Annotated in this window: 11 protein-coding genes; 8 read left to right on the forward strand and 3 right to left on the reverse strand. The window is 44.8% G+C overall.

The window, feature by feature from the left end; all coding sequences use genetic code 11:
• Nucleotides 1–3 precede the first annotated feature (3 nt).
• From FD47_RS09825 to FD47_RS09835, 4 genes are all read left to right on the forward strand, one after another.
• Nucleotides 4–2,262 (forward strand): glycoside hydrolase family 65 protein, encoded by a 2,259-nt coding sequence (locus tag FD47_RS09825; RefSeq protein ID WP_056980602.1) that lies wholly within the window; start codon nt 4–6, stop codon nt 2,260–2,262.
• A gap of 195 nt (nt 2,263–2,457) precedes the next feature.
• Nucleotides 2,458–2,694, forward strand: a complete 237-nt coding sequence (locus FD47_RS15840; protein ID WP_225425075.1) for a hypothetical protein — start codon at nt 2,458–2,460, stop codon at nt 2,692–2,694.
• Nucleotides 2,655–3,866: an MFS transporter gene (locus tag FD47_RS09830; protein ID WP_235806070.1), complete on the forward strand. Its 1,212-nt coding sequence runs from the start codon at nt 2,655–2,657 to the stop codon at nt 3,864–3,866. Before FD47_RS15840 ends, FD47_RS09830 begins: the two co-directional genes overlap by 40 nt.
• Nucleotides 3,863–5,536 (forward strand): glycoside hydrolase family 13 protein, encoded by a 1,674-nt coding sequence (locus FD47_RS09835; protein ID WP_054735403.1) that lies wholly within the window; start codon nt 3,863–3,865, stop codon nt 5,534–5,536. Before FD47_RS09830 ends, FD47_RS09835 begins: the two co-directional genes overlap by 4 nt.
• Nucleotides 5,537–5,656: 120 nt before the next feature.
• On the opposite strand, the gene FD47_RS09840 is transcribed toward FD47_RS09835, so the two are convergent.
• A complete protein-coding gene (locus FD47_RS09840) occupies nt 5,657–6,643 on the reverse strand; it encodes a LacI family DNA-binding transcriptional regulator (RefSeq protein ID WP_054735400.1) in 987 nt (328 codons plus the stop codon).
• Nucleotides 6,644–6,917: 274 nt separating this feature from the next.
• Here FD47_RS09840 and FD47_RS09845 point away from each other — a divergent pair, with 274 nt between their 5' ends.
• A complete protein-coding gene (locus tag FD47_RS09845; RefSeq protein WP_054735397.1) occupies nt 6,918–7,571 on the forward strand; it encodes an NAD(P)-dependent oxidoreductase in 654 nt (217 codons plus the stop codon).
• Nucleotides 7,572–7,665: 94 nt separating this feature from the next.
• Here FD47_RS09845 and FD47_RS09850 read toward each other — a convergent pair whose 3' ends face one another.
• Together FD47_RS09850 and FD47_RS09855 are read right to left on the reverse strand one after the other, a co-directional pair.
• Nucleotides 7,666–8,034, reverse strand: coding sequence for a hypothetical protein (locus FD47_RS09850; RefSeq protein ID WP_056980603.1), 369 nt, complete (start codon nt 8,032–8,034; stop codon nt 7,666–7,668).
• Between the two features lie 20 nt (nt 8,035–8,054).
• Nucleotides 8,055–8,627, reverse strand: coding sequence for a helix-turn-helix transcriptional regulator (locus tag FD47_RS09855; protein ID WP_054735392.1), 573 nt, complete (start codon nt 8,625–8,627; stop codon nt 8,055–8,057).
• A 421-nt stretch (nt 8,628–9,048) separates the two neighbouring features.
• On the opposite strand from FD47_RS09855, the gene FD47_RS09860 reads away from it, so the two are divergent.
• From FD47_RS09860 to FD47_RS09870, 3 genes are all read left to right on the forward strand, one after another.
• Complete coding sequence (locus tag FD47_RS09860) at nt 9,049–9,969, forward strand: glutathione S-transferase C-terminal domain-containing protein (protein WP_171035048.1); 921 nt, start codon at nt 9,049–9,051, stop codon at nt 9,967–9,969.
• A gap of 364 nt (nt 9,970–10,333) precedes the next feature.
• Complete coding sequence (locus FD47_RS09865) at nt 10,334–11,101, forward strand: ABC transporter ATP-binding protein (RefSeq protein WP_008213799.1); 768 nt, start codon at nt 10,334–10,336, stop codon at nt 11,099–11,101.
• The coding region (locus FD47_RS09870; protein ID WP_082620247.1) for an ABC transporter permease at nt 11,094–12,677 on the forward strand (1,584 nt) is incomplete at its 3' end. The genes FD47_RS09865 and FD47_RS09870, both read left to right, overlap by 8 nt.

Here is a 12,677-nt window from a genome sequence, read left to right on the forward strand (position 1 = left end):
TCGATGAAACGAATTTTTGAAGTGCAACCTTGGAACATCGTCACCCACAACTTTAATCCGGATGATAAACGGCTCCAGGAGTCGATGACCAGTCTGGGAAACGGCTATATGGGGATGCGCGGTTTCTTTGAAGAAGATTATAGCGGTGACACCCTGAACGGTATTTATCTGGGCGGCGTCTGGTATCCGGACAAGACCCGGGTTGGCTGGTGGAAGAATGGCTATCCGGAATACTTCGGAAAAGTTGTCAACGCGGTCAACTTCATTAAGATGAACGTGAAGATTAACGGTGAAAAGATCGATTTGGCCAAGGATCAGTTCAGTGATTTTGAACTTAATCTGGATATGAAGCAGTCGTTGCTAACCCGTTCATTCACAATTACCAAGGGTGCCGCAAAGATTGCCGTTAAATTTGAGCGGTTCCTCAGCGTTGCCCAGCAGGAACTTTCCGTGCAGCGATTAACCCTGAAAAATGTTGGCAGCTCAAAAGCGGCCATTACCATTGATTCCGCAATTGACGCCGACGTGAAGAACGAGGATGCCAACTACGACGAACGGTTCTGGAACGTGGTTGCCACCGATCAGCAAACGGAAACCGGGAGCGTATTAGCGCAAACCACGCCAAATCCGTTTGGCACGCCACAGTTCACGTCAGCGATGGAAATGCGCCACGTTACAACGCTTAAGCCAGTGGCCGTTTCTGATTCAAACGCAAAGCAGGTTGTCAATGAGTTTGCGGGTGAGTTAGCCCCTGGTGACGAAACAACCTTTGAAAAGCGCGTTATTGTGGTGACATCACGGGATTATGATTCCAACGACGCTTTAAAAGCCGCCATGAATCAGTTGAGTGACCAAGTAGCCACGCAATCCTACGACGACTTATTTAATGCCCACGCCAAAATTTGGGCGGATCGCTGGGAGAAATCCGATATCCAAATCGGTGGTGATACGGAAGCCCAACAGGGAATTCGGTTCAACCTGTTTGAACTATTTTCCACCTACTATGGTGAAGATGCGCGGTTGAACATCGGACCAAAGGGCTTCACTGGTGAAAAGTACGGTGGTGCAACTTACTGGGATACCGAGGCGTTTGCCGTTCCGGTTTATCTCGGCATTACCGATCCGAGTGTCACTCGGAACCTGCTCATGTATCGTTACAAACAGCTGGATGGCGCTTACCATAACGCCAAACAGCAGGGCTTAAAGGGCGCGTTGTTCCCAATGGTCACCTTTGATGGCATTGAATGTCATAATGAGTGGGAAATTACCTTTGAAGAAATTCATCGAAATGGTGATATTGCCTTTGCGATTTATAACTACACCCGCTACACCGGTGATACGTCATACGTGCTCAATGAAGGTTCTAAAGTGTTGACCGAGATTTCCCGTTTCTGGGCTGATCGGGTTCACTTTAGCGAACGTAACCAGAGCTACATGATTCACGGCGTAACCGGTCCTGACGAATACGAAAACAACGTTGACAACAACTGGTATACCAACATTTTGGCTCAGTGGACGTTAAAGTACACTTTGGAAATTCTGGATCAGGTTTCCCCTGAGCAGGCTAAGGAACTAGGGGTCAATGATGCTGAGAAGAAACAGTGGCAGGATATTGTTGATCGGATGTATTTGCCGTATGACAAGGATTTGAACATCTTTGTCCAACACGACGGTTTCTTGGACAAGGATCTCAAGCCGGTTTCCGCAATTCCGGAAGACCAGCTGCCAATTAATCAGCACTGGTCATGGGATAAGATTCTGCGCTCCCCATACATCAAGCAGGGGGATGTTCTTCAGGGAATCTGGGACTTCATCGATGATTTCACGCCGGAACAAAAGAAATCCAACTTTGACTTTTACGAACAGTACACGGTTCATGAATCCAGTTTGTCACCAGCGATTTACTCAGTGTTAGCGGCTGATCTTCATTATGAAGACAAGGCGGTTGAACTCTATGAACGGACTGCCCGCCTGGATTTGGACAACTATAACAATGATACGGTTGACGGGCTGCACGTTACGGCAATGACTGGCGGCTGGCTTGCGGTGGTTCAGGGCTTTGCTGGAATGCGGGTTCGTGATGGCAAATTACATTACGCCCCATTCTTACCAAAGAAGTGGGATCACTACTCGTTCCGCCAGGTCTTCCGTGATCGTCTGATCGAGGTTGACGTGGACCAAGACGGCGCCCACTTTAAGTTAATTGACGGTGAGCCGATTACGATTGATGTGGCTGGTAAGGCTGTTGAATTAAGTAAATAATTGAGTTAAGCAGGTAACCACCTTAGACGTGGCGACCTGCTTTTTATTTTGCCCGGTTAGGGTTTAGAATCCAATTCCCCCAAAATGGATAGTTGACAATTAAATGAAATCGGTTACAATTGGGTCTGTAGATTTGAGTAAGCGCTTACGCAAACACAAAATTAATTAACTAATAGCCAGCAGAGGTGACCTATCATGCAAGAAACAGTTTCAAAACCAGCAGGTGAAGGTGTGCAGCGAATTCTGAATAAGACGATGCGCAGTAATTCTTTTCTGTGGAATATGAATATTGGCTTTTTTGGTGTCCAGATGGCATTTGCATTGCAGTCAGCAAACATGTCACGAATATTCCAAACGATTGGGCTAACCCGAACGATATTGGGTATTTTTGGTTGGCAGCGCCAATTGCGGGCATGTTTGTCCAACCCTTAGTGGGGGCTTTTTCAGACCGAACGTGGACGCGGCTTGGACGCCGATTGCCGTGGCTTTATGTCGGTGGATTGATTTCAATTATCGTCTTAATTTTAATGCCTAACGCCGGGAATCTGGGCTTAGGATATGGTTCCACAGCATCGATGATTTTTGGGGTGTTAACACTGCTCTTCTTAGATGTTTCGTCAAATATGGCGATGCAGCCCTTTAAAATGCTTAGCGGTGACATGATTAATGAACAGCAGAAGGAAAAGTCATATTCCATCATGACTTTCGTGCTTAACATGGGACAAGTGGTGGCTTCCGTCTTTCCATTTATTTTGACGGCAGTTGGTATTTCGAACGTTGCTGCTCATGGGGTGGTCCCAGATACTGTGAAGTTTACCTTTTACTTTGCTGCGGCCACGCTATTGGTTTGCTGTATTTATACATTTTTCAAGGTGCACGAATTGCCACCAAGAGAATACGCTGAATTTCATAAAATTTCTGCGGAACCCCAAGCTAATCAGCGTTCTTTGTGGGAGATTATCAAAGACGCCCCAAAGGCTTTCTGGACTGCCGGAATTGTTCAATTGTTTTATTGGGCTGGATACATGTACATGGCAACCTATGCGACTGGTGGGATTGCTGAGAAGGTTTGGGGGACCACTAATGTGAGCTCCCGTGGTTTTCAGGATGCTGGAAACTGGTTTGGATTTTTAAGTGCTGTATCCGCAGTCGTTGGGGCGATTTGGCCATTATTTATTGTTCGATTTCCTAAGCAGCGACGTCAACTTTGGGCGCTTTCTTTGGTCGTAGGTGGTCTTGGATTGGCTTCCGTATTCTCAGTTACAAACAAATATGTGTTGATCATTTCATTTATTGCGTTTGGCATGGCTTGGGGAGCAAACACCGTTGTGCCATTTACGATCGTGACGAACGCTCTTGATGGTCGTAATATTGGCACTTATTTAGGGCTGTTTAACTGCACAATCTGTATTCCTCAGATTTTAGCAAATCTGGTTGGAGGCAGCCTGATTGGATTGTTTGCCGCCAATCATGGTGTGGGTGCCCAACATATCATGATGCTGATTGCCGGAGTCTTACTTGTTGTGGCAGGAATGAGTGTCGCCCTTGTGAAAGAAACATACGGTGAAGTGGAAAAAGCAACGAATGAGGAGTTATCAAAATGAAAAAATGGTGGGAAAATGCAGTTATTTATCAAGTCTATCCAAGTAGTTTTCAAGACAGTGACGGCGACGGCATCGGTGATTTAGAAGGGGTCATTAACCGTCTTCCCTATATTGAAAAATTGGGAGTAGACGTTATTTGGTTAAATCCAGTTTACAAATCTCCCAACGTCGACAATGGCTATGACGTAAGTGATTATGAAGACATTCAGCCTGTCTTTGGTGATATGGCAACCTTTGATCGGTTGTTAGATGAGGCCCATAAGCGCAATATTAAAATCGTGATGGATTTGGTGGTTAATCATAGTTCTGATCAGTTGGATTGGTTTATATCTTCTAAGAAATCGAAAGATAATCCCTATCACGATTACTATATTTGGAAAAATGGGTCGCCAGACAAATTGCCAAATAATTGGGGGTCATACTTTAGTGGGCCTGCATGGACGTACGACGATAAACTGGGACAGTACTATTTGCACCTTTTTGCAAAAGAACAACCCGAGTTAAATTGGCGTAATAAAGCAATGCGTCAGGATGTTTACAAAATGATGCGGTGGTGGCTCGATAAAGGTATTGATGGTTTTAGAATGGATTCAATTAGTTTGTTGGATAAGCCGGTGGGGCTGCCAGATGTGCCTAATCCAGACCATGCTAAGTATGCTGACGCACAGCCAATTGTGGCTGACGGTCCGCAATTAGGCCAGTATCTGAAGGAAATGAACCGGGAGGTGTTAAGTAAATACGATGGGGTTTCAATTGGTGAAATGATTGGATCTAAAGTTGACGACGCCCGTGAATATACTGGCCGAGATAACCATGAATTGGATATGATTTTCCAATTTGAACATGTCACATTGACCCCTAATCCCGATAAACGGCTTGGAAAATGGAATGACGAGCGGGTTAAACTGACCGATTTGAAAGCTTCTTTATCCAAATGGCAATATGGATTAAATAAAGTTGGGTGGAACAGTTTGTACTGGAACAATCATGATCAACCTCGCGCCGTTTCGCGATTTGGAAATGATTCGGATGAATATCGTGATGTTTCAGCAAAAATGTTGGCACTGGTTCTTCACTTACTAAAGGGGACGCCATATATTTACCAAGGTGAAGAGTTGGGGATGACAAATGCCCATAACACATCGTTGGCCCAATACCGAGATTTAGAAACGTTAAACGCCTATAAAGAAATTGTTGTCGATGAGAAACTGGTTTCGCCGGAAAAGATGCTGCGGTTTTTTGCGGAGATTTCGCGAGACAATGCTCGAACACCCATGCAATGGGACGATTCTGAAAAGGCCGGGTTTACTTCTGGCAAGCCGTGGATCGATGTCAATCCCAATTACGTCAAGATTAACGCCCAAGATGAAGTTGACGATCCGCATTCTGTGTTCAGTTTCTACCAAAAACTGATTAGCTTGCGTCACCAATCTGATCTCATTGTGTACGGTGATTATGAAGAGCTTGATCCAGAGGATGGTCAGGCATTTTGCTATAAGCGTCACTATGGCACCCAGACGTTACTTGTTATGAGTAACTTTACGGACCAATCGTTGATTCGGGACTATGGCCAGGCCAGCGGGAATCAACTGGTTATTTCGAATTACTCTGATGATCGCGGAACAATGCTTAGACCCTATGAGGCAAAGGCATATCTGATTCAAAGATGATTTAAGTAATTAGGCATTTCTTTTAGCGATACAAATAAGGTGTTCAATTAATCGTTCTCTCAGAACGATTAATTGAACACCTTATTTGTTAAGCATGCCTTAACGCAAAATGTCGTTAAGTTAGCGGGTTGTGTTGCGCGGGTCAATTCGAAAGGGAATAAAGACCTTTGATTTTCTATTCTTGGGAGATTGTAATAAATACTCAATTGCAGTTTTACCCATCAATTCGAAGTTCTGAGTGACACTTGATAACTTGGGCCGCGTTCTTAAGCAGGAATCAGTACCATCAATGCTAAGGATGGCAATTTGTTCAGGAACGTTAACACCCCGATCTTGAAAGCCATTTAACATTCCCCAGGACACTTCATCGCTTGCGGCGATAATTGCATGGAGATCTTGGTGATGACAATAATATGTTGCGGCCTGAATGCCGGCATCATAACTGAAATCACCATCAAATTTCCAATCCTGCGAGAAGCGCACGGAAGCTTGTTTTAATGCTGCTAAGTATCCTGAATATCGTTGGCGCCTGACAAAATCGGTTGTTGTATCTGCGCCAGCAAAGCCAATTTTTTGATAGCCTCGGTCTAGTAAAAATTGGGTTGCTTGGAAACCAATTTGATAATCGTTGGATGAAATATACGGGGTTGAAAGTGGGGAGGCTGTTCCAACTAGTAAGCTGACGATCCCCAAATTGTTCAGCAATTGGATTGTTTTGGCAGTGGGGCGAATGGACACAAATAGAATCGAAAAGACACGTCGTTCCATCATTCGTTGGCAAACTTGATCCAAGTCGTTAGCATCGTCCTTCTTACTTTGCATCATAATGGTATCAAAGTGATTCATTGTCGCCGTTGAAACAATGGCGTCCACGACGATATTGCTAAAGTTGGTGTTGAGAGTTGTGTAAATGATGCCAATGGTACTACTTTTCTGGCTTGCTAAATTAGACGCTGAAATATCTTTATAATAACCAATTTCTTCAGCAATTTTATGAACTTTTTTTGCGGTTTCCTCACTGTATCTTCCCGTTTTGTTTAAGATCCTTGAAACAGAGGCGGATGAAATTCCCGCAAGTTTAGCGATATCAGAAATTTTAGCAGTCATGATAGATTCTCCTAATTTGTAACTTATTCAATTATTATACAATGAAATCCAAATTGTTGTTGACTTGATCAAGGGGTGTGAAATCTCACCGCAAAAAGAGGATCGCGTAAAGTTGGCATTGACAGTTTGGATAATATGACCGGGCGTTGAGCAATAAAAAGACCAACCTAATTGATTGACCCGTCATTCCAAATATCAGATACTTGATGTAAGCGATTAATGTAACGATTTATCAATGATTCTTGATGATTTGAATGAATGAGGAGGAATTGACATGGCACTTAAAATTGGTGTGATTGGTGCGACCGGAATGGCCGGCAGCGCGATTACCAAGTCGGCACTTGATCAGGGGATTGAAGTAACGACGTTTATCCGTAACGAGGAAAAGGCCCGTGGCATGTTTGGTGATCAGCCAACTTATCGGGTCATCGATGTGTTTGATATCGGCAAACCAGACATTGCCGATTTGGACGTCGTTGTTGACGCCTTTTCACCTGGTCATGATCCTAAAAACGTTGATCAGCATCTCGAATTGGCCCAGCATCTGGTGGATTTGGTCAAGGGCAGCGACAAGCCGCGGCTCTTCTTCATTTTGGGAGCTGCCAGTCTCAATATCGGTGGCGGCAAGCAGTTACTGGATCAACTGGAAACCTTACCCAATAAGGAGCAGTGGATTGCGACGCCTCGGGCGCAGCATAAGGAGTATAACTTCCTGCTGCAAGCCAAGGATGTTAACTGGGTTGCCATCTCACCAAGTCGAACCTTCAAGCCGGGTGACTTTGCTCCTTACGAATTGGGGCACAACGATGTGTTGACAAACGCTGAAGGAAAGTCGGAAGTGACTTCTGGCACCGTCGGCAGGGTGATTGTGGATGAGATTATGAATCCGGCTCATCATAATGAGCGGTTTACGGTTGTGAATAAATAATTAAGCAGCTCCATAGATAGTTCGTTTAGTAAAGAAGGCCAATAGCTAGTCAAAGGTGACTAACTATTGGTCTTCTTACTTGATAGGAGAGATCCTACGCTTTGATAATGGTTGTGGGATTGTTTTTATCAATCGTCCGCAGAATCATTGTCCAAAATCCAGGAAGAAAGTACCCTGGATTTGAAATGGCACCAATGCCAATGAGGATGATCGCCCACCTGGTATCAGACTCTGTTAGATGATAAATGCTGATTGCCGCGATAATCTGCAATATTGCTAAGACACCTAACACGCTAATTCCAAGAATTAACAGGATTGAATCTAATTCATGGTAGAACGCTGGCAGTAGAATAAAAAGAATTGTCCCAGCGATAATTAAACCGGTTTCCATCCCCCAAACAACCCACCCCAGGGCTTTGGCGATTCTCATATCTCTGAAGATTTGCTTTAAACCTTGTTTCACAACATTTCAGCTCCATTCATTTATTTTGGTCTCTCAATTTTCCAAAGTAGGATTCCCTCTGCAAAGAGAAGGATTCCAGCTACAACAACAAATGAATCTATTTGAAAGCCTTCAAAGCCAGCTGGGAAAATGTTAAGCCAAATACTAAGCACCGAAAGGCCGCCAAGAAGTCCGTGAGCAATTGGAAGTAGTGTCCGGCGAATAACTCCATTTGAAAAATGGATGCTAAAATGCAGGACAAAAGAAACACAGATTAGCAGATCAAACCAAAACAAACCCGCCTTGGTATTTAATAATGATAGGCGGCCAACAATTAAGAGAGTGATTGTAACCCAGAAGACAACTTGAAGTGAGGTGGCAAGCGAACGGCTTTGAGTTACCTTACTTTTTGAATTAAACGATAATAAAGTGTCAGTTGTCACGTTGTAAAGTTTGGCCAATTGTTTGGTCGTTTCCAGGTCGGGTGTGTTTCGACCAGTTTCCCAACTCGAAACGGTTTGTCTGGAAACATGGAGTTGCTCGGCAACGTCCTTCTGAGTATAGCTGTGTTCTAGTCGAAGCTTCTTAAGTTGATCACTAAATCCTGGTGTCACTTTGGTGCCTCCTTTAAGATACGATTCCAAACAAGCCCGAGCAAGCTATGAACTCTAGCATTCATAAAAAGATGGATATAGCACTAAAACTCATTATGCGATGTGGCTAAGCTATTTTCAAATTATTTTGAATAAGAGGCATAATTGAGCATTCGAAATGTGGAGGTTTGCGAAAAAGCAGATAACAGATTTGTAGGTGAGTATTAATATCTTGGGATCTTTTTAAATGAGACATTTTGCTTAACAAGCCGATCGCAAACCACACTGCCATATATCAATTGGTTTTCGATATTGGCAATTGAAATTGTTGAATTTAAGATTGGTTAAAACCGATTACCCCAATATGACTATTATTTGGTGATCCTTCTTTTCAATTCGTTGTAAAATGAGGTCACTTGATAAATTAAGGGAGGTTCTCATTTTGGCAGACAACAATGCAGCGTGCGCTTGGCACCCACGCACCAAAGAGGATTCGTTATTCGAGAAAAAATTTACAACCGGGGAATTACCGGTTGAGCCGAACCGCTACCATTTGGTTTGGGGCCGGTTCTGTCCCTGGGCAACGCCAGTGGCAATCTTAATTGATCTAATGGGGTTAGACAAGGTGATATCGAAAACCGCTATCTATAATTTGCGCCATTCCGGGATCGACGATGATTGGTTCTTTGGTGCGAGTGAAATGGATAAGGATCCGGTCTTGGGGACCAGCCGCTTGTCGGAGAATTACAAGCAGACCGATCCGCAGTTCGGTCAGCGACCGACAATTCCGGCTTTAATTGATGTAAAGACTGGTAAAGTTGTTAACAACAATTCAGATGATTTGATGAATGAATTGTCAACGGCTTGGCAGAAATATTTTGATACTGAAGCCCCCGACATTTTCCCGAATGATCAGAGCGAGGCGATCTTGCAACTCAATGATGTCATTGTGAAGGACCTGACCGCCATTCCAGGACAAATTAGCACCGTCACTTCGCAACAGGACTATGAGAAACTCGCAAACCATTACTTCGATCGGCTTGACTGGTTGGAAGAACGACTGGCAACCAACCGCTTTCTGCTTGGAGACAAGATCACCCAACCTGATATTCGCTTGTTCGTGGACCTGGTTCGCTTTGACCTGGTCTTCTACTATCAAAGTAAGCTCAATAAGCGGCGTTTGGATGACTATCCAAATTTGTGGCGGTATGCCCGTGACTGTTACCGAATTCCGGCATTTCGCAACAACACTGACTTTCAGGCAATTAAGGAACACTTCTATCAGGTTTCTGATGATCCGATTACATCGTTGGATCGCGTATTGCCGACAGGACCGGATGAAAGTCGTTGGTCGGCGTTTTGACAACCGTATTGATGTGAATCTCGTTATTGCTGAAGAATATTAAATTCTTCAGCTTTTTTTATTGATGATCGATCACTACTTGGGAAAACGTTATATACCCCGGACAAAACATCAGCAAAGGGAGAACTGATTTGGTTCGCGAACCAGTTTGCACTCAGACTTCACAAAATAGTTACATTTTGGGCAAACTTCCTTCGTATATTCCGCATACCATATAGACTGTATAACCCAATTGGCCAACGCTTTGAAATATAGCGTTGCCGAATTACTGGTATTTGCCAGCTTGATGGGGCATGCATCGCCTTGTGGCAGCGGTGAGGCGGGGTATAATTAAACAAAAAATTTGGAATAGGAGTTCTCATTTATGATTACCTTCAATCATTTGCAAAAAGTCTACGAGTCCACCCAAGCGTTAAAGGACTTGTCATTGACCATTCCGAACGGGAAAATTTTTGGCTTCCTTGGCCATAACGGCGCCGGAAAATCCACCACTTTAAAAAGTTTGGTGAGCATTATTGAACCAACCTCTGGCAGCATCGCCGTTGACGGCTACGAGTTGGCCGAACACCGATTGGACATCAAACGCCGGATTGGGTACGTGCCGGACTCACCCGATATGTTTCTGGAGTTAACGGCCAATGACTACTGGGATTTGATTGCGTCCGCCTATCAGATTCCTAAGGAAAAGCGGGAACGCCGTCAGGCTGAACTCGCCCAACTTTTCGACATGACGGCGCATGCTGACTCGCCAATCGGTGACTTTTCTCACGGGATGCGGCAGAAGACGATTGTGATCGGGGCGTTATTACCGGACCCCGATATTTGGGTGCTCGACGAACCGATGACTGGTTTGGATCCGCAAGCAATCTATGATTTGAAGCAATTGATGCGTTCCCACGCGGCGAAGGGCAAGACCGTGATCTTTTCGACCCACGTGTTGGCAACCGCCCAAGAGCTTTGCGATGAGCTGGCGATTCTCAGACACGGCGAACTGATTTATACCGGATCGGTCAAGCAGTTACTCAGCACCATGCCCGATGCATCGCTTGAAACGATTTATTTGAAAATGGCTGGCCGGCAGGCTGATCAGGCCACCGTTAATGATCTTGAGGGAGGGACCGGCAATGTTTAATCGTCAACTGGTTCAACTGATGAAGATTAATCTGCTATATGTCAATCCTCAGCTTACTCGCCGCCAACGCGAAAATGGCAAAACCGGATCCGCATTATATCGGTCCTTGATTCGCCAGTATGTGTTGCTGGGCGTGATTTTCACGGCGTTGTATGGCGGTTCAATGCTGCTGGTTAATTTAAGCAAAAACGTCGCCGTGTTCACCAATTTAGTCGCGTTATTTACGGTGATCGGCCTTGCCCAGAGCATCACGGCCATTGACAATGTCTTTCTTGAAAGTAAGGATTTGGCGGACTACTTACCATTACCGCTAAATCCGTGGTCAATCTATATCGCAAAGTTCTCGGTTGTGGGCCTCACGGTTCTGCCGGTCATTTTGCCGGTTTGGATCATGTTCGTGATTGCTGGGCTGGTTCCCGGACGGTTTATTGGGGTTGGCATTACCGTTGGAACGCTGCTGTTTTTACTTTACTACATATTCCTGTTTGTCCTTTGCTCGGTAGGCATTTTCAGCTTTTCGCAAACCAAACTGTATCGCCGGCACCAGAAAATGATGACGTTCTTGATGACCGCGTTATCGATGATTGCGATGGTTGTTGCCATTCTGGTGATGAATATGAGTGAAGACAACAAGGTTCATACCGCAGTGATCCCCGGATTATCTCAACTCCATCAAGTGATTGTTTTGCCATTGAGCCTTGAAAGCTTGATCACCGTGGCGGTTCTTATCCTTGCGACGGCTGTTCTTGGGGTTATCTTGCAGAAACGTCTCTTACCCAAAATTTTGAGCGGCGCCAACACGCAAGAGATCCGAACGGTGAAACGGAAGCATCGTCCTAATCAGGGGATGGCCCGGCAATTTATCCGTTACAATCTGGGCCTGTTGGGGAACCCAACGTTATTAATGCAATCCATTTCGCAAACCATCTTTCCGATTGGCTTTTTTGCGATTATCATGGTCTTTCAAAATGGCCTTTCTTTGCGCAGTTTAACGGTTCGCGATGCTGGGGTCACCTTTCTTGCCGGCATCATGATTGCCATCATGACAATCAATCAGGCTTCGTTATCAGGAGTGTTCATCTCCCTGGAACGGCAAAATTTAGGGTTTATTAAGTCGCTGCCAATTGACTTCAAAGGATACCTCTGGTTAAAGTTCAGGATTGTCACGGCGATTCAAGCCGTCATTCTCTTAGTGATTGTGGTTGGCGTTGGTGTCTTGACGAAGCTCGTTTGGATTGATATCCTAACTCTGGCAATTGGGGCCTTGGTGGGTAATTGGCTGAGCAGTTTATATAACTTTACCCGCGACTGGCGATTACTCGATCTGACGTGGACAAACGCCACCCAGCTTTTTAATCGTGGCGGTGGCAACATGGCGAATGGATTTGTGTTGTTGGGCGGAATCATTATTGGCGTTCTTCTAGTGAGCGGATACGCCGCTCTAGTCACCGCCTACTCGCCGATCGTGGTGAATGGGGTCGCGATTATTCTAATGATGATGGCTGGCACGGCTGTTTTGATGCACTACTACCGTTATTGGAAATCAATTAGGGTCCGTCTGAAAACTTTATTTCAG

The organism is Lentilactobacillus parafarraginis DSM 18390 = JCM 14109, from assembly GCF_001435895.1.
Classification (GTDB): domain Bacteria; phylum Bacillota; class Bacilli; order Lactobacillales; family Lactobacillaceae; genus Lentilactobacillus; species Lentilactobacillus parafarraginis.

Coding starts and splice junctions, on each gene's coding strand:
- FD47_RS09845 (WP_054735397.1), top strand. CDS start 6,918: ATGGCACTTAAAATTGGTGTGATTGGTGCGACCGGAATGGCCGGCAGC.
- FD47_RS09840 (WP_054735400.1), bottom strand. CDS start 6,643: ATGACTGCTAAAATTTCTGATATCGCTAAACTTGCGGGAATTTCATCC.
- FD47_RS09835 (WP_054735403.1), top strand. CDS start 3,863: ATGAAAAAATGGTGGGAAAATGCAGTTATTTATCAAGTCTATCCAAGT.
- FD47_RS09865 (WP_008213799.1), top strand. CDS start 10,334: ATGATTACCTTCAATCATTTGCAAAAAGTCTACGAGTCCACCCAAGCG.
- FD47_RS09825 (WP_056980602.1), top strand. CDS start 4: ATGAAACGAATTTTTGAAGTGCAACCTTGGAACATCGTCACCCACAAC.
- FD47_RS15840 (WP_225425075.1), top strand. CDS start 2,458: ATGCAAGAAACAGTTTCAAAACCAGCAGGTGAAGGTGTGCAGCGAATT.